Source organism: Pseudomonas sp. 2725 (genome assembly GCF_050434585.1).
In the GTDB taxonomy this organism is placed as follows: Bacteria; Pseudomonadota; Gammaproteobacteria; order Pseudomonadales; family Pseudomonadaceae; genus Aquipseudomonas; species Aquipseudomonas jessenii.
The window spans coordinates 167,487-183,651 of record NZ_JBNDIV010000004.1 but is presented as its reverse complement, the minus strand read 5'-3'; the positions used below and the strand labels follow the sequence as shown (position 1 = coordinate 183,651).

Annotated in this window: 13 protein-coding genes and 3 pseudogenes; 6 read left to right on the top strand and 10 right to left on the bottom strand. The window is 50.3% G+C overall.

The window, feature by feature from the left end:
- The first annotated feature begins 66 nt into the window (after positions 1–66).
- The gene (locus ABIE16_RS12245; RefSeq protein WP_429521256.1) at positions 67–1,380 is read left to right on the top strand and encodes a spinster family MFS transporter; all 1,314 of its coding nucleotides are present in this window, start codon (positions 67–69) and stop codon (positions 1,378–1,380) included.
- Positions 1,381–1,820: 440 nt separating this feature from the next.
- On the opposite strand, the gene ABIE16_RS12240 is transcribed toward ABIE16_RS12245, so the two are convergent.
- Together ABIE16_RS12240 and ABIE16_RS12235 are read right to left on the bottom strand one after the other, a co-directional pair.
- Entirely contained in the window at positions 1,821–2,534 is a 714-nt protein-coding gene (locus tag ABIE16_RS12240) for a methyl-accepting chemotaxis protein (RefSeq protein WP_429521430.1), read from the bottom strand.
- Between the two features lie 39 nt (positions 2,535–2,573).
- Positions 2,574–2,801, bottom strand: a pseudogene (locus ABIE16_RS12235) (HAMP domain-containing protein); the annotation flags it as partial.
- Between the two features lie 2,204 nt (positions 2,802–5,005).
- Between ABIE16_RS12235 and ABIE16_RS12230 the strand changes: the two are divergent.
- Positions 5,006–5,086 (top strand): annotated as a pseudogene (locus tag ABIE16_RS12230) (transcriptional regulator); the annotation flags it as partial.
- Between the two features lie 78 nt (positions 5,087–5,164).
- Here the strand turns inward: ABIE16_RS12230 and ABIE16_RS12225 are convergent.
- The 3 genes from ABIE16_RS12225 to ABIE16_RS12215 all read right to left on the bottom strand — a co-directional run bounded on the left by ABIE16_RS12225 (position 5,165) and on the right by ABIE16_RS12215 (position 8,640).
- The gene (locus tag ABIE16_RS12225; RefSeq protein WP_429521255.1) at positions 5,165–6,265 is read right to left on the bottom strand and encodes an MFS transporter; all 1,101 of its coding nucleotides are present in this window, start codon (positions 6,263–6,265) and stop codon (positions 5,165–5,167) included.
- Positions 6,266–6,533: 268 nt separating this feature from the next.
- A complete protein-coding gene (locus tag ABIE16_RS12220; RefSeq protein WP_429521254.1) occupies positions 6,534–7,196 on the bottom strand; it encodes an RraA family protein in 663 nt (220 codons plus the stop codon).
- Positions 7,197–7,293: 97 nt separating this feature from the next.
- The gene (locus tag ABIE16_RS12215; RefSeq protein ID WP_429521253.1) at positions 7,294–8,640 is read right to left on the bottom strand and encodes an MFS transporter; all 1,347 of its coding nucleotides are present in this window, start codon (positions 8,638–8,640) and stop codon (positions 7,294–7,296) included.
- Between the two features lie 236 nt (positions 8,641–8,876).
- On the opposite strand from ABIE16_RS12215, the gene ABIE16_RS12210 reads away from it, so the two are divergent.
- Together ABIE16_RS12210 and ABIE16_RS12205 are read left to right on the top strand one after the other, a co-directional pair.
- Positions 8,877–9,797, top strand: a complete 921-nt coding sequence (locus tag ABIE16_RS12210; protein WP_429521252.1) for a LysR family transcriptional regulator — start codon at positions 8,877–8,879, stop codon at positions 9,795–9,797.
- 106 nt (positions 9,798–9,903) lie between these two features.
- Positions 9,904–10,569 carry an RraA family protein gene (locus ABIE16_RS12205; RefSeq protein ID WP_429521251.1) on the top strand — a complete coding sequence of 222 codons (666 nt, stop codon included), beginning with the start codon at positions 9,904–9,906 and terminating at the stop codon, positions 10,567–10,569.
- Between the two features lie 314 nt (positions 10,570–10,883).
- Here the strand turns inward: ABIE16_RS12205 and ABIE16_RS12200 are convergent, their stop codons facing one another.
- Complete coding sequence (locus tag ABIE16_RS12200) at positions 10,884–11,222, bottom strand: DUF7693 family protein (protein ID WP_429521250.1); 339 nt, start codon at positions 11,220–11,222, stop codon at positions 10,884–10,886.
- Between the two features lie 97 nt (positions 11,223–11,319).
- Positions 11,320–11,529 carry a hypothetical protein gene (locus tag ABIE16_RS12195; protein ID WP_429521429.1) on the bottom strand — a complete coding sequence of 70 codons (210 nt, stop codon included), beginning with the start codon at positions 11,527–11,529 and terminating at the stop codon, positions 11,320–11,322.
- A gap of 187 nt (positions 11,530–11,716) precedes the next feature.
- On the opposite strand from ABIE16_RS12195, the gene ABIE16_RS12190 reads away from it, so the two are divergent.
- Together ABIE16_RS12190 and ABIE16_RS12185 are read left to right on the top strand one after the other, a co-directional pair.
- Positions 11,717–12,346 carry a hypothetical protein gene (locus ABIE16_RS12190; protein WP_429521249.1) on the top strand — a complete coding sequence of 210 codons (630 nt, stop codon included), beginning with the start codon at positions 11,717–11,719 and terminating at the stop codon, positions 12,344–12,346.
- A 643-nt stretch (positions 12,347–12,989) separates the two neighbouring features.
- A pseudogene (locus ABIE16_RS12185) lies at positions 12,990–13,133 on the top strand (transcriptional regulator); the annotation flags it as partial.
- 69 nt (positions 13,134–13,202) lie between these two features.
- On the opposite strand, the gene ABIE16_RS12180 reads toward ABIE16_RS12185, so the two are convergent.
- From ABIE16_RS12180 to ABIE16_RS12170, 3 genes are read right to left on the bottom strand one after another with little or no spacing between them, the layout of a single operon-like run.
- A complete protein-coding gene (locus ABIE16_RS12180; RefSeq protein WP_429521248.1) occupies positions 13,203–14,204 on the bottom strand; it encodes an NAD(P)H-quinone oxidoreductase in 1,002 nt (333 codons plus the stop codon).
- Positions 14,201–14,539, bottom strand: a complete 339-nt coding sequence (locus ABIE16_RS12175) for a carboxymuconolactone decarboxylase family protein (protein WP_429521247.1) — start codon at positions 14,537–14,539, stop codon at positions 14,201–14,203. The genes ABIE16_RS12180 and ABIE16_RS12175 overlap by 4 nt, the downstream gene beginning before the upstream one ends.
- A gap of 12 nt (positions 14,540–14,551) precedes the next feature.
- Complete coding sequence (locus ABIE16_RS12170) at positions 14,552–15,988, bottom strand: NAD-dependent succinate-semialdehyde dehydrogenase (RefSeq protein ID WP_429521246.1); 1,437 nt, start codon at positions 15,986–15,988, stop codon at positions 14,552–14,554.
- Positions 15,989–16,165: the final 177 nt, after the last annotated feature.

Here is a 16,165-nt window from a genome sequence, read left to right as displayed (position 1 = left end):
TCGATCAAGTATTTGTTTTTTTGATCTATAGTCACTTCGTACAGCTCGTCTCAAGGTAGGATCAATATGAAACCTGAAGCAGCTAGCATGAGTTCATCCGTAGCAAACGATCAGAGTTCAGTAGGGAGCGATACGCTCGTAAGTGGCGCTTGGTTAACATTAATACTTTTGACCTTGGTTTATGCCCTAAACATCGCCGACAGATACGTTCTGTCTACGCTTATTGAGCCCATCAAGCAGGAATTCGGTCTGAGCGACTCCGCTGTAGGATTCCTCACTGGAACTTCCTTAGCGATTTTTTACGTCGCGGCAGGCCTACCTTTGGGAGCGCTTGCTGACCGGGTGAATCGCAAGCGCATGATTTCAATTTCCGTAGCCGTTTGGTCTGGGATGACAGTGGTGTGTGGTCTTAGTGGTACGTTCTGGCATTTGCTTCTTTCAAGGATCGGTGTAGGTGTAGGCGAGGCGGGCGGTACCCCTCCGAGTCATTCGATCATCTCCGACTATTTTCCTTCCAGATCCCGAGCTTTCGCACTTTCGGTTGTCGGACTCGGTGCGAGCATCGGCGCGTGGTTGGGAGCTTCCGGGGCTGGCATTCTTAATGACGCTCATGGTTGGAGAACGACCCTCATTATTTTCGGGCTTTGCGGGCTGCCGATTGCCGTAATTGTCTGGATCTTGGTAAGGGAGCCTAAACGAGGCCAAAAAGACGAGGTCACTAATGAATCGCTAGCCACAACAACGCTTAGGCAAACCATCCGATACGCGGTAAATAACAAAGCCGTATTCCACGTAATGGCTGGAGCTACAATTCTCACTTTGTGGGGTTGGGGCATCGTATGGTGGACACCCGCATTCCTTACACGCTCTTTTTCTCTTACAGTCGGACAAGCTGGTTCGTTGATGGGCCCCATACATGGGATCGGCGGAACACTGCTTATGGTGTTAACAGTTCTGATGATGCTCAGATACCGTGACAAGCCATTGTCGTTGCAGCCGAAATTTGTAGGCTGGACGACAATTCTGGGTACGTTGTGTTCAATAGCAGTGTTTAGTTCTACCGATCTAAAATATGTAACTATTGCGATGTGGGTTTTTGTACCAGTCATCTATATTTATATAGGGCCCACCAGCGGGCTCATTCAAAACTTGTTCCCTCCTTCTATGCGTGCTAAGGGAATTGCTGTGTTGTTGTTTGTAGTCAATATTGCCAACCTGGCGGTCGCCCCTCAGCTTATGGGTTTCTGTTCCGATCTAATTGCCCCACATCTCGCTAATAGCAAAGATTCATTGCGTTACGTATTGTTGGGGTTCAGTTTTACAGGATTCTGGGCGGCTTATCACTATTATGCTGCTGCGCGTTATATGAGTGTTAAATGATGCTTTTTGACGGCGATCTAATCTATACGGCTTCGTCTAAAGCAAGTCTGTATATATAACATAGGTGCACAATCTAGATTGGCTTGACTGCAATGTTACGTTACTTTCAGGTAGCCATTGAATAATATTTGATAATTTTATCACGGATAGCAGAGGTTGCGATTGAAGCAATCTCTGCTTTTTTGTTTTGTGGTTGTTCCTTGTCGTAACTGATAATGCTAATTCGCTAAAGTCTGCACTTGGCTAATTCATTAAAGCTCATCTGATTGTTGAATATCGGCTGAACCTCTTATTCCACGGCTATTGGTTGATGCAGGTTTAATGATTAATTGTTTTTTTGGTTCGGTGTATCGATCTGATATTTGAGTGTGTGTTTTGATTAGGGTCATACAGTTGTTAGGAAAAAAGGCCGCGCCCGCGCGGCCTGGATGCATTGATATTTATACTTTGAAGTGTTCAATCAGTTTCTTTTGTTCATTCGAAAGGTTGCTCAAGGTCTTACTGGATTTTGATGTTTCAGAGGCAAGTAAGGCTACCTCGTCTGCGACAAGATTTATAGCAACAACGTTGCGATTTATGTCTTCTGCAACAGCGCTTTGTTCTTCTGCAGAGCTCGCGATATGAATGTTCATGTCGCTAATAATTGAAACAGATTTTGTGATATCTTCCAGGGCGTTTGTTGCTGCGGTAGTGTGTTCCACGCTGGATGACGCTTTTCTTTGACTCTCCTCCATGACAAGAACAATTTCTTTAGTGCTTTCTTGCAGTTGTTTTATCATTGACTGAATTTTTTGCGTCGCTGCTTGCGTTTTTGATGCCAGCCCTCTTACTTCGTCTGCAACTACTGCAAAGCCTCGTCCGTTTTCTCCTGCTCGAGCGGCTTCGATTGCGGCATTAAGCGCCAGCAGATTGGTCTGCTCTGCAATGGAACTAATGGTAACTAATATCTCGTCTATGTTTCGGCTATCTTTGGCGAGTTGCTGTACTACAATGACAGCTCTAGCAACCTCTTCTGCCAGTTGGGTTATTGACTTCGCTCCTTTTGCGACAACTAAACGCCCCTTTGTGGCAGACAGATCAGCTTGGTTTGCAGAGGTAGCGGCGCTTGCTGCGCTTTTGGCCACTTCTTGCGCCGTTGCACTCATTTGATTGATTGCAGCGGCAACTTGCGATATCTCAATTTGTTGTTTGAGAATATTCTCGTGAGTACGTAATGATCCGTTAGCAGAGTTTTCCGAGGTTGTAGACACATTACTAACAGAGTTTACAATTTCTGTGATCAATAGCTGAAGCTTATCAAGGAAGCTGTTAAAACTGCGAGCGATCGAGCCCATCTCGTCTCTACGGTTAACGGTTAATCTTCGCGTAAGATCTCCATCACCCTTTGCCACCTCATCTAGCATCGTGGCTAAGGAATTCATCGGTTTTGCGACGCCAGCGCCAAGCATCCATAGAAAAATCATTCCAACGCAGGTGATCAGTAAACCAACTCCTATCATTCCAAATGTTTGTTTTTCTTGCTGTATTGTAAGCGAAGTTTCGAGGTCTTTAATTTTTTCCAATACCACTGAGCGTGGAAGTTCAACTATCAGAATCCATTTCGTGTTAGATGTGCCAATTGTAAAGGGCAAAAATAGTTCATAAGATTGGGTTTCCATATTGTCTATTTCTGTAATGCTGCTATTCCCTATCTTGCGTAGAGCTTCCTTCAGTTGAAGAATTTGTTCCTCGTTTATTTTATTTCCGAGACTTGCTGGATCGGAGGTGTTTGCAACTGTGCGAAAGTTTTCGGTGATAAGTTTCATCCCTCCAGCCCCTTCATAGAGACTTTTATTGGCATCTAATAGGAGGTCTTGAATAAAGCCTAATGTAAGGTCGGCACCAACCATCCCTCGAAAAATCCCGTCAACTATTATTGGGGCGGTGAATGTTGACATCAAAATCGACTTGCCATCTACTTCATAAGGAGCAGGATCAATGACGCAGGAAGCTCGACTTTCTTTTGTGCAAAGATAGTATTCGCCCTCACGAATACCCGTCGGTAGTTTCTTATCGCTTTCCATTGCTGCGCCTAACGGGATGATATTGATTTTACCGTTTTCATCACGATACCAGACTGGCATAAATCGGCCTGTTTGGTCGTATCCTGGCTTTTTTGTATTTGCAAAATTTTTATCATTCTCGTCGAAGGCATTAGGCTCCCAACCAATAAATACGTCTAATAGCTCAGGGTTGTTAATTAATGTATTTTTTGCAAGTGTACTTATATTTTCTCTGCTTAAAGGGACGTGGGAATTTGCATCACCAATTCCTATAATTTCGTTGGTTTGTGCCAAGCTTTTGACGAGCTGAAGAGGCTTCTGTAATTGGATTTCAAGTTGTTTTGATATTTTTTCAGTTAAGGCTTTCTGATATTGGCGTGACAAATCTGTCGCTAGCTTTTCAGTTTTTTCTTTTGTCACTGAATTCATCTGAGAAGATGAATAGATAGAAAACGCTATGAGCGCCAACACCACGGCTGCAAAACACATACCTGCAGATACAACGACGGTATACTTGATCGATCGAAAGTTCATTAGCGATGCTCTTATGGGGGGTTGATCGAATCTGCGTATGCAGTTTAGGATTGGCCGGCACGTTTGAGAGAGTCAAATATGAGCTAGAGGTAAGCATGGTTAAACAGTTAAAGCAGAGTCGCCAGTCGGTATGATCCGATCGTTAAGCGATGCTGGTTTCGGCCAGCGGATATGAGTTAATTGCTATTTGGCGATTCATAAGTGAATTATCAATTCTTTTATAAAAATTTGCTTGAGCACCTTCCAGCTGGCGCTAACTTTTGTGTTGTTTTGAGGAGCTATGTCCGCTGTTGTTCTACTGACAGATCGCTCCCATAGGATTCGCCATCTATGACAATGAAACGAAACGCCGCCGGGAACACTAACCAGTCTAGAGATTAAGCTGAGATAGAGTGCCATCGGCTTTAGTCTGAAGCGGTTTCATAGCGCCCTGGCGGAATGGGGGCTCGATACCCGCACATTGCGCTTTCATTAACTCAACACAGTTGCAAGGCGCTCCACATTTGGATTCAGAAAGGTCACCTGATAGAAGAAGAAACCACGGCAATTTGCGTAGGATGCTCGGTATTGAGCACTGAACAAACAGCCTCTGCCTCGACCTTGGTCTTGAACACTCCGTGTTTGCTAGCAGAGCCTCCCTCGACGAGATCCACAACCCTATACTGCATAATGCCGGCATCCAGTCTGGTTGTTTCGATGACCCTGAATCTTGAATGCATTCTGCGTTCCCTGCTGAAACTCGTGTTTTAGGAGTGCCGGTATGACGCCATGATTTCAACCATTATGCAGGACTGAGCTGAGACAATTTATGACGGGCGCAATGATTCTCTGCGTGAGGACAGAGACTTCGCGGAAGGTGGGAGGGGTAGATTGTGTTCAACTCATTTTGTGCGAGTCATCATACGCATAGCAAAGTTGCGGGGTGACATAAATGGAGAGGTCGTTTCTTCGGGCCAATGGGCCCGGCTGCTTATGCTCCATCCGTGGAGTGTAAAGTGATAGCCGCAAAGCGCGCCAGGTAAGGTCTACAAGAATCCACACACAGAGGCGAGTTCGTCGAAACTAAAGATGGCAATCACAATTCGCTGGAGGATTGGAAAGCTGAACATGGCTCGGTGACCTCTACCTGAAATTTCCCTTTAGCGTCGTTCCGGCAGGAACGCTGGCCCGTTCTATTCAGTGCCGTCGCTCAAGCCGTATCTAGTTGTTTAAGCGTTCTCGACCGGAGGATTGTGGCGCCGGATGATGAATATTAGGTAACACGCTACTACCAGAGTGGCAGTCGAAAGCAGTGCGAGAATTGACATCGTTACCTCGGCACCTGTCAGGGATAGTAGGTATCCGAAAGCCAGGGGAGTGAGAGCCTGGCTGAAAAATACCGGGGCGGCCATTTTACTGGAGACTATCGCGTAATCTTCTGAGGGGACGATCGCAAGAGGCAGCGTGCTTCGGACAATGGCTCTGAGTCCGTTGCCGGCACCGTAGAGCACCAATGCCCAAACGGCAAAGTGCGGGGTGAATGCGAGCATGATCAGTCCGACGGCAGTCATGACAACCGATATCAGCATTGTCCACATGGGGTGCTTATTTCGGGTTAGCAGATCTACTATCCGACATCCCACTGAGGCGGGGCCGATTATCGCACTTAGCGCAATTGCAGACGCAAGAGAGTTACCGCGTTCTTGAAGAAGTACGATCACAATCACCGAGATGGCAGTCATCAGTACCGCAGACAGCGAAAATAAAACTGTCATAAGCCAATAGATCTTCGGCTCTATGGATATGAATTTGCTAGTCGAGGTTTCTTTTTTTTCAGCCTGAGTATTCTGATGCGGCAAGCAGTAATTGTAGAGAGGGTAGATACCGATCATTAGTACGAAGCCGTACAACCAGCATGTTCCACGCCATCCCATCATATAGACTAACACCGCAAGCAGCGGCCAAATCAACGTGGTGCAAAACCCGGAAATGAGGGTCACACCGGTAATGGTTGAGCGTGCCTTCATTCCATACAGAGCGCCCAGCGCGGAAAAAAGTGCATCGTAGAGCCCGGCCGCCATCCCCATTCCGATTAAGATCCATGCAACCAGGAACACGGGTAAATTATGAGCGCTTGCCATTATCCAAAGCCCAGCAGCCATCAAGAGGCCGTGACAAGCTAAGACACGTCGTCCACCGTATCTATTGATCATCCTCCCGCAAGCCGGCGAGACCAAACCAGCGGTTAACAAACCGATAGAAACAGACCCTAAAACCCATTCGCGCGACCATCCGGTTTCCGTGACAATAGGGTCAGTCAGGACTGCCATGAGATAAAAAGACCCCCCCCCAAGACAGGATCTGTAGGAGGCCTAGCAGTGCTGTTTTACTTATTGGAAGGCTTTGGTTTACGGCTGTGGTCTTCAAAAGTGGTGCTCATTTTAATGTAGGGGCTGAATGGGATTCCTTGAGAGCTCTGCCGTTGTTTTTTTATTAGAGCTTGATGTTTTGATAAAAAACGCCGGGTAAGGCGGCCATACCCGGCTTGCTGATACTGGCCGCAGGGGCCACATATCAGAGACGCGAAACGCGCATGGTTTACGATTTGCGTTGCAGCATGTGGTAGCCCAGAACACTCCGTGCTTCCTTTAGAGTTTTACCTTCTGAGATGAGCGAGCGAATCTGTGCCTCGATCTTTTCGATCTGGTGGGCACACTCAGCAACCTCTTGGGCCCGCTCACGCGAAACGACTACAACGCCATTCGCATCTGCAATCACGATGTCACGTGCGGAAACGCGAGCTTGACCAATGTTGACGGTCTCATTCACGGATGCGACTTGAACACGATCCTTACCAGTACGCATGAATCGGCCTTTAGTAAACAATGGATATCCATCACCCAAGGCTTTATTCACATCACGGCAAACGCCATCAATTACGGTTGCTGCGATTTTTCTGGTGCCAGCGTATTGGGTCATGATATCACCCCATACGGTGCAGTCAGTTCGACCATCGTTGGCGATAACCACAATATCTCCAGGCTCTACGTCTTCAATAAAGTCGCCTACAGTGCCAGGCGGAACGCTTGCACTTTCGTATCGAACGGTGAATGCGGGGCCGACTACGACCTTTGAATAGTTATCCAGCGGCATGATTGCGAAACACTGACCTGGTAGGCCTAACTTATCCAGAGCGTCCGAGACGCCTGGGGTATCAAGTCCTTCAAACAGATCTACAAGTTCTTTATCTTGTGGACGCATCTGGTGTTCCTCGTAACGTTCGCAAATTTCATGTGAGTGAAAGGGGGGGGGCTATCTTCCGTTTGGGTAAATCTCAATCTGGTGAATCTGTTCGAAGCTATGCCGGCTCTTGATTGGGAATCGGCTCAGCGATGGTCAAAAGCAGAACGAAGCTGGTGAACGATCCGATGGCTAAGAATGTGAACACATAGCTCCAGCCGTAGCTGTCCAAGAGCAGACCGGTAAGAAATGGTGTAGCCGCAGCGCCTAGTTGGCCAATCATATTCACGATCGCGTTCGCAATTGGAAATGCAGCTTTGGAGGCCAATCCCATCGGGTACGACATGTAGGATGAGAAGCCTAAACTGAGCACCACGCCTGTCAGCATCAGCAATAAACCGTAAGAAAGAGGCTCTGCCGGTGAGTTGATTAGCAGGTACATCATTAGGGAGGTGCCCAACGCAGAAACAAGCATGCCCGGCTTGCGTCTGCCGCCTAGGAACCGATCTGAAACATATCCGCCGATCAGGTTGCCGAACACGGCTCCGACCCACGGTGCTGAAGACACCAGCCCCATATTCATGACCGAGAAGCCCTTCACCGTCATCAGATACGTTGGAATCCAGGTCAAAAGCACACTGGACACACCAAGCTGAAAGCAGTAGCTGGTTGCACAACCCCAAATGTTCCATGACTTGAACACCTGAGTGTTGGAAATCAACCAAGCCTGTGGACGTCGTTTGATGACTACATCAAGTTTTTTCAGCCACTGAGGGGTGAGCTTCTTAACCTCAACCAGATCTGAGGTTTCAGGCTGTGCGCAATTGTTCTCTATGTATTCGAGTTCCGCTTGGTTCACAAAGCGGCTTTTCGAAGGGTGATCGGAAACTAGGAAGTACCACACTATCGACAGGACGATGCCGGGAACAGCGAAGAAGAAGAAAATTTCCCGCCACCCCCATACCGAAATGATCACAGCGCAGAGAGGCGGGACAATCACTGGCCCGAACTTCACAGCTGAAAGGAAAATGCCTGACGCTATCCCTTTCTCCCTGGTAGGAAACCAGTTGTTGATCGTGGAGGTCATGCTAATGGGTAGTGGCCCCTCAGCGAGGCCGAGGCCAAATCGATAAATTTTCAGCGCGAGCAACGATCCAGCAGTACCGACCAGTCCGGTAAGAATTGAAGTCAGCACCATGGCGCAAGGCAGTATTTTGCGCACTCCTATCCGTGCGAAGGCGAATCCAGCCGGAATCTGTGCTAGCGCATAAGCAAGAAGAAACAGACTCATTAGTCCGCCAGCCTCGGCATTGGTCATGTCGAATTCTTTGCGGATGAAGGGCATGGCAACGCCAAGATTTGCCCTGTCCGCTGCTGCGATTGTATAGATTACGAATATCAGCCCGGCAACAGCCCAGCGGTAGTTAGTGCGAGTCAATGGCTTGGCAATTTCATAAATGGCCATAAAGCTACCCTTATTGTTGTAGGTATTTGGGCGTAATTTAGTGTCGGGTTTCCCTCAAAAAAAGCGACAAATACTCAAAGAAATCTATCGCTTTTAGTAATATTGTCGAAAGAACTTGGGTTTACTGATCCACAATGTCGCTCAAAGGCTTGCGCTAGGCGCGTCGTGACGGTCGTTGGCAAAGTGGATTTTGATCATCCCACCATCGAAAAATTCTTCCGCTATCGGGCAAGACAATGATCACCCTCAAGCAGCTTGAAGCGATCTACTGGATCGTTGAACTAGGCAGTTTTGAAGCTGCCTCCGCGAAGCTCAATATGTCTCAGTCAGCCATATCCAAGCGAATTCAGGAGCTTGAAGACGCGTTGGATGTTCCTATTTTTGATCGTTCCAAGCGAAATGCCCGCCTTACAGATAAAGGTGCGGAACTGTATGAAGGAGCTGAAGAGATGCTGCGGCATCGGGACGACCTGATGGCGCGTATCAGTTCCAGACGAGCGCTTATTACGAGGTATCGTTTGGGCGTTACTGAGCTGACTGCTCTGACATGGCTTCCAGCTCTGGTCGAGGGGATACGTAGCGCTTACCCACGGGTAGCTTTGGAGCCGTCTATCGAGTTGAGCTCTGAGCTGTTCAAGAAGCTGGAAAATGATCAGCTCGATTTAATCATTGTTCCGGATCTTTTCAGCGATGTGCGATTTGCTAGCACTCCACTTAAGGAAGTGGAAAACGTGTGGATGTGCGCTCCTCACCTCGTTGATGACAAGGAGGTTATGAGTCTTCATTCATTGGCTACCCACATGGTGCTTACACAAGGAGGTAGTTCTGGGACTGGCCTGATTTACGATCGATGGTTAGCTGAGCACGACGTTCGTCTCAACCGCACCCTCACGAGTAACTATCTGATCGCTCAAGTTGGTCTGACGATCTCAGGCGTCGGAATCAGCTACCTGCCAAGGGACTGCCTGGCTCACCTGGTGAGAAGAGGCCGTCTAAAGGTGATCAATACATCCGCCCCCTTGCCCATGATCAAGTATGCCGCAGTGCATAGGGCCGATCGCCTGCAGGGGCTTAGCCTCGAGATAGCTCGTCTTGCTCAGCAATGTTGCGATTTCAGTCGCCTCATCTTGGATCCTTCAAGCGTCGAGGATGAATAACGAATAAAAGTGATGAATTATCATAAAAAAATATCGCTAAAAGTATTGGTGAGGCTTGCCTAAGATCTTTGTTCCCAGATGGGCTTTTTCGGTTTTGGAGATCACCATGTCCTTCCTAGGCACTCGTATCCTGACGTCCCCACCTCTTGCTTCCGCCGGCTTAATCGAAGCTTTTCGCAGCGTGGTAACGCCCCATATCAGCGACAACTTGGGTCGTCATATTGGTGCGAGAGGTCTGACACGGTATAACCGTACAGGGAAGCTCGTCGGCACGGCGCTTACCGTCAAGACCCGTCCTGGGGACAACCTGTACATCTATAAGGCTCTCACGCTTTTGGAGGCTGGTCATGTTCTAGTGATCGACGCGCAGGGTGATGACACGAATGCTGTGATCGGTGAGCTAATCAAGCTTTACGCACAGCAGCGGGGCTGTGTGGGTTTCATCGTTGATGGTGCTATTCGCGATGTTGCTAGCTTTGAGGATACCCCTTGCTACGCTCGTAGCGTAGTGCACTGCGGGCCATACAAGAGTGGGCCAGGTGAAATTAACGTCCCTGTGTCCATCGGTGGAATGATTGTGAATCCGGGAGACATTGTTGTGGGTGATGAAGATGGCTTCGTTGCGTTTTCCCAAGAAGATGCTGAGCAAGTGCTGATCAAAGCGCGTGCTCATGAAGCTCATGAAGAGCACGTCAAAGCGGAAATCGCGAGCGGTGCGGTTGACCAGTCTTGGCTGGATAAGGTTCTGGATAAAGCAGGCCTATCAAATTAGGCTGAATGCTGGTTTGAACAGTGCTTGGGAGCTTGGCAGCATGTAATCGGGCTTTCGTAGCCGCGTTCGGGAAAGCGGGGGCATGGCTTTTTGATAGCGTTAGGCATCGCGTGTGCAAAACTCTTCAATCAGATACATGGTGTCGCCAACATCAACATCAACATCAACATCAAGGTCTAGCTCCTGCAACGCCTCATCGGGCATCCGGATCGCACCGTCATCATCCCATTCTTCGATGGTTCATAGGAGGCTTTTTCACTTGTGGTCTCCGTTGCTTTTGAGTCGGCAATGGTAACGTGCTTTTGCGTACAAGCTCAGAGCGCAGCGAGTAAACGTTCGAGCAGCTCACGCGCCCTGGAACTCAATAGGTCGACAGGATCAGGCCCGTCGCGTTGCCAGAGTTCAAGTGTCCCGACTCGGCCATCAGGCGACCTGCAGTATTCGCAGTAATCCAGGGTGTCACAGTCATTGAATAGGGTGAGTCGCCAGCCCTCAATCTCAATGGGCATGAGGCCATGGTAGATCTCATTCCATGACTGGATAGAGCTTCGCATCATGTGGCGTTTGCCTAGCGCGACGTCCTTCAGCACCTGGCAGACCTCGAGGGCGGTGAGAGGGGATGTAGTGTTCAATTCATTTCGCTTTCGAGTCATCGCTTGCCCGTAGCTAAGCTGCGGTATGAAGTAACGCCAATGAAGAGATCGCACCTTCGGCCTTGAGGCTCGGCTAGCCTAAAAAATCGAAACTTACTCACTCCGGCGACATCAGCACCGCAAGTGTCATGTTGACGAACTCTTCGTTCTTACTGATTGTGTCCAAAACGCCGCGAACGTTGCCGGCGACCTCCGCTGATCCACGATGCTCAACCCACAGCGTCAACTCCATGATTGCGGCTTCAAGGGCAAGTTGGTTTTGATTGATCTTGTATATCAGGTAAGGGAGCAGGTCTGAATGTGGCATCGCGATTCCTCCGTAGAAAGCAGGCAGCGTAGCAGGCAAGCACTATTCCCGTTCAAGCTGCGTCACTGCTCCGTGATGGACACCAGCGGTTCCAGCAGCTCTGCGTAGTAGCAAGCGACAAAGCCTGTAATGGTTTCGTTGCGCAGGAGGCGGTCGAAATAACCATCGGCTACAAAAGGAGTTACACATGACGTTCATCGCAATGATCAGTATGGAGGACTGCGTAGTCCTCGCCGCCGACCGTGAGACATTCTCGATCTATACGTCAGGCTCATCCGAGCCCTCCGGAGTCATGGCTAGGAAAATCACCAAAACGGAGGATGGGTTCGTCACAGCGTCTGGTTTAGTAGAGCTCATCGATCCAGTAAAAAGTCGGTTCGATAGTGAGTCGCCGAAGGACGTGGAACACATGCTGGCCATCATCGAAGAAGAACAGCAACGGTTCGCTCTCCGCGATTCGAAATTGGCCGGAGTTTGGATACCGAAGTCTACGTGGAAGCTATCGCTTCCCATGGGTAGAGGTGTCGTTGCTGCGTTCTACGATCCGTCTGCGCACTCTTTAGGTGGCCTTCGGCCCGGCTCCGTCATGATGACGTATCCCGGCGAAGTACTCACTGATGAGAAGATGTACGTAGAGGGTCTTTTTCCTCAGGGCCGTTTCATCAAACCTTCCGAAAGTGAAATCTCGAAGGCCATTGATCAAATCCTCCTGGCTGTCACGTTCTTGCGAGAATGTGGACGCCCAGTATCGCGAGAGATTGATTTTGCGATCCATTGGGGCAATGAGAAAAGGCAAATCGAATCGCTGGCGTCATGAGTAACTGGGCAGCATGCAGCTGCTATAACCCCCTTACCTACTAAACGGGAGCGCGCCTGGACGTGTGCTTGGTTCCAAGCGTCGTCTGGATGTGATGAGAAAGACGATGGAAACAAAATCCGACTTCGATCATATAAGCCGACTAGAAAGGAGGGCTTGTGTGAGACTCAATAGTCGACTTGTTGGGCTTCGAAGTTGAAGCTTCTAGGGCTGTCGCTCCTTCGGGCTAAAGCCCGGCTCGACCTCACGTCGTCACTGGCCTACCAAACAGCTCGGCTAAGGGACGTGCATATCTCAACGTTTTCTCGATGCTTCGCTGATCGAACACGTTTATCCAAAGTCGTAGTGAAATATCTAAAAGACGTTGGTAATGTCCTGGCCACGTTCGTCAAACCATTAAGGGATGGAGGCGAAAATAGAAGCCCTGGAGCCGCGAACCTCTGAGGCTTTGTTTTTTCTGCTCAGCAACCACTTAGGCAATCAACATATAGCTTCACAGCGGGCTGACGTGTCCGGCTCCGGAAGCGTGGTTTTGAGTCATCGCATTCTCATAGCTAAGTACGGGGTGACGTAAATGGAGAGGTCGCTTCTTCGGGCCAATGGGCCCGGCTGGTTGTGCTTCATCCGTTGAGTCTAAAACTATAGCCGCAAAGCGCGCCAGGTCAGGGTTTACAAGAATCCACACACGCGCGAAGTCGTCGAAACCAAAGGTGGTAATCGCAAGAGCCTCAAGGAATGGAAAGCAGAACACGTCTCCGCGACCGTCGAGTTTTGGCTAACCAATTGATTTTGGTTTGGATAAAAGGGCCCTTCGAGAGCCCTTGCTTTTTAGTTGCAAAAAATGAATAGGCCGGACTTACAGAAAGTCCTCATGCTGCATCGTCAGAATGATCTTCCCGACGTTTTCGGAGGATTCCATCCTGCGATGGGCATCGGAGGCGCGTGAAAGAGGGAAGATACTGTCGACTACCGGCTCTAGGCTTCCAGCCCCTTCGAACCGTTCAAGCCAATGCTCGCGGAATCGCTTGATCATGTCGTGCTTTTCCCCTTGGGTACGGGATTTCATGACAGTGCCGAAGATTTGCAAGTGGCGGTAGAGAATGTGCTCCAGTTCCAGAGTCACCTTACCGCCTCCACCGAGGATGCCAACCTGGATAAGTCGACCTCCATTAGCGAGTGAAGCCAGGTTGCGTGCGAAGTAAGGTTCGCCGACAAAGTCGATGATGACGTCAACGCCTCGACCATCGGTTTTGCTCGCGATGATTTTGGCGAAGTCATCCGTCTTGTAATCGATGGCCACATCAGCCCCCAAGTGCTCGACGCGCGATAACTTGTGGCCATCAGTTGTCGCATAGACCGTTGCACCTGTGGCGTAGGCGAGCTGCACCGCAGCGGAGCCAACACCACCTGCGGCGGCATGAATCAATACCGAGTCACCTGACTTGAGTCGACCCAGATGCATCATCGCCTCATGGGCGGTCACAAAGACTTCGGGAATCGCCGCCGCTTGCACATAGTTCAGTTGGGCAGGGATGTGCATGGCCATTCGGTAGTCGATACGTGCCATTTCGGCATAGGCCCCGCCACCCACCACGCCCATCACCCTATCGCCCTTTTTAAAGCCAAAAACGGCGCTGCCTTTTTCGATAACTTCACCGGCGATCTCAAGTCCGATGATGGGCGAATCGCCGAAATTCGGATGGCCATAGCCACCGGTGCGATGTGTCAGATCCGCCCGATTGACTCCGGCGGCATAGACGCGCACCAGTAGGTCGGTAGGGCGGATTTCAGGATTGGGAACCTCATTCAACTTCAGTACATCGGCGTTGCCAAACTCTTCAATGGTGATGGCTTTCATGGCTGCTTCGTCTCCGATTGAGTGAATGTGGCATTGGCGATTGCGGACGCTGTAATGGCGGCTGGGAAACCTGCATAGAACGCAAGGTGGGTGATCGCGGCGGAAATTTCGTCATGGGTGACACCATTACTAACCGCGCGCCGCAGATGCGCAGGCAGCTCTTCAGAGTGACCGCCGGCAATCAGTGCAGCCACTGTTATCAGGCTCCGGTCGCGCGGGGGCAGTGCCGGATCGCTCCAGATTTGTGGGTAGAGGGTCGAGTCGACAAACTGCGAAAGCTTTGGGGTAAATGCTCTGGCGGCTTCGCGAGGGCTGCTGAAATTAATGTTCGACATGTTGGGTCTTCCTTAAATTTGGCTGATGAATTTGTTGGTCAGGTAGTGCTCGATGCCTTCAATACCGCCCTCTGAGCCATGACCGCTTTCCTTCATGCCACCGAAGGGGAGTTCAGTAGCTACGATTCGGTATTGATTGATCCCGATCATGCCGGCCTCTAGTCCGTCAGCAACGTCGATCGCGGTTCGAGCGTTAGAGGTGAACGCATAGGCTGAAAGCCCATAAGGCAGTCGGTTAGCCTCTTTCAGCCCGTCCGCCATGTTTTCGAATGGCATCAGAACCGCGATCGGGCCGAAGGGCTCTTCATGCATGACCCGAGCGTTCATTGGCACATCTGCCAAAACGGTGGGCTGGAAGAAATAGCCTTGTCCTGGCAGGCATTCGCCACCGGCAAGCACACGTGCGCCTTTCTCGACGGCGTCAGCCACCAGCTCTCCCATTTTTGCCAACTGCCTTGGGTTGGCGAGTGGCCCAACCTGGGTGTCGGGGTGCAAGCCATTGCCGATTCGCAGGGCTTTGGTGGCCGCTACAAAGTGATCGACGAATTGCTGATAAACGCCACTCTGGATCAGAAAGCGAGTTGAAGAGATACAGACCTGCCCGGTACCGCGAAACCGGTTCGCAACGCCTTCTACTGCTGCTTTTTCAACGTTGGCATCTTCAAACACCAGCACCGGGCCGTGGCCACCCAATTCAAGAGTGATAGGTTTGACGCCCTCGGCCGCTCGGGCGGACAGCAGTCGGCCGATTGGCACTGAACCGGTGAATGTCACCTTGCGAATGATCGGTGATGCAATCAGGTGACTGGAGACTTGATCCGGTACGCCGAAAACGACTTGCAAAATGCCCTTTGGCAACCCCGCATCATCAAGGGCACGAGCGAGTGCCAGTGCCGTGGAAGGACTCTCTTCGCCAGGCTTGAGAATGACGCTGCAACCTGCGGCCAAGGCTGCTGACAGCTTGCGGGCGGGGGTAATGGCCGGAAAGTTCCAGGGTGTGAAGGCTGCCACCGGGCCGATTGGCTGGCGCTTCACCATTTGCAGTACACCAGGACGGTTAGCCGGTACGACGCGGCCATCGATGCGGCGAGCGCTTTCGGCAAACCACTCGAAATACTCGGCTGCACGTGTGACCTCATCCATGCTTTCAGCCAGCGGCTTGCCTTCCTCCAGTGTCATCTGTGAGGCGATGTGCGGAGCTCGCTCCAGGATGAGATCAGCCGCGCGTTTGAGGATCTTTGCCCGCTGATCCGGCACAGCCTGACGCCATGTTTCGAAGCTGAGCCGGGCCACTTCAAGGGCGTGATCAAGGTCGGCTGTTGTGGCCAGTGGCACACGTCCTATTTCAGCCTCGGTGGCTGGGTTGATGACGGCTGCGGTGTCGCGCCCTTGAGCGCTGATCCACTCACCACCAATGAAAAGATAGAGCGCGTCGTATGGTGTGTTCATAGATCCGTCCTTCGTTTGCTTGTCAGGAATTTGGTCGAAGCGCGCTTGGTGAATCAACGCTTCGGTGGATTACGCGAGAGCCGATTGAGGCGGCCTGTGTAACCAAGTCTATGGAGGACGACGCAATTGATTTAGGTAGCCAGAAGGGAATCATTGTTGTGTGCAGAGGGAATATCA

Excerpts from the sequence above, each read along its gene's own strand:
- ABIE16_RS12200 (WP_429521250.1), bottom strand. The coding sequence starts at position 11,222 with ATGACTCGAAAGCGAAATGAATTGAACACTACATCCCCTCTCACCGCC.
- ABIE16_RS12210 (WP_429521252.1), top strand. The coding sequence starts at position 8,877 with ATGATCACCCTCAAGCAGCTTGAAGCGATCTACTGGATCGTTGAACTA.
- ABIE16_RS12245 (WP_429521256.1), top strand. The coding sequence starts at position 67 with ATGAAACCTGAAGCAGCTAGCATGAGTTCATCCGTAGCAAACGATCAG.
- ABIE16_RS12190 (WP_429521249.1), top strand. The coding sequence starts at position 11,717 with ATGACGTTCATCGCAATGATCAGTATGGAGGACTGCGTAGTCCTCGCC.
- ABIE16_RS12220 (WP_429521254.1), bottom strand. The coding sequence starts at position 7,196 with ATGCGTCCACAAGATAAAGAACTTGTAGATCTGTTTGAAGGACTTGAT.
- ABIE16_RS12225 (WP_429521255.1), bottom strand. The coding sequence starts at position 6,265 with ATGGCAGTCCTGACTGACCCTATTGTCACGGAAACCGGATGGTCGCGC.
- ABIE16_RS12180 (WP_429521248.1), bottom strand. The coding sequence starts at position 14,204 with ATGAAAGCCATCACCATTGAAGAGTTTGGCAACGCCGATGTACTGAAG.
- ABIE16_RS12170 (WP_429521246.1), bottom strand. The coding sequence starts at position 15,988 with ATGAACACACCATACGACGCGCTCTATCTTTTCATTGGTGGTGAGTGG.
- ABIE16_RS12215 (WP_429521253.1), bottom strand. The coding sequence starts at position 8,640 with ATGGCCATTTATGAAATTGCCAAGCCATTGACTCGCACTAACTACCGC.
- ABIE16_RS12175 (WP_429521247.1), bottom strand. The coding sequence starts at position 14,539 with ATGTCGAACATTAATTTCAGCAGCCCTCGCGAAGCCGCCAGAGCATTT.
- ABIE16_RS12195 (WP_429521429.1), bottom strand. The coding sequence starts at position 11,529 with ATGCCACATTCAGACCTGCTCCCTTACCTGATATACAAGATCAATCAA.
- ABIE16_RS12205 (WP_429521251.1), top strand. The coding sequence starts at position 9,904 with ATGTCCTTCCTAGGCACTCGTATCCTGACGTCCCCACCTCTTGCTTCC.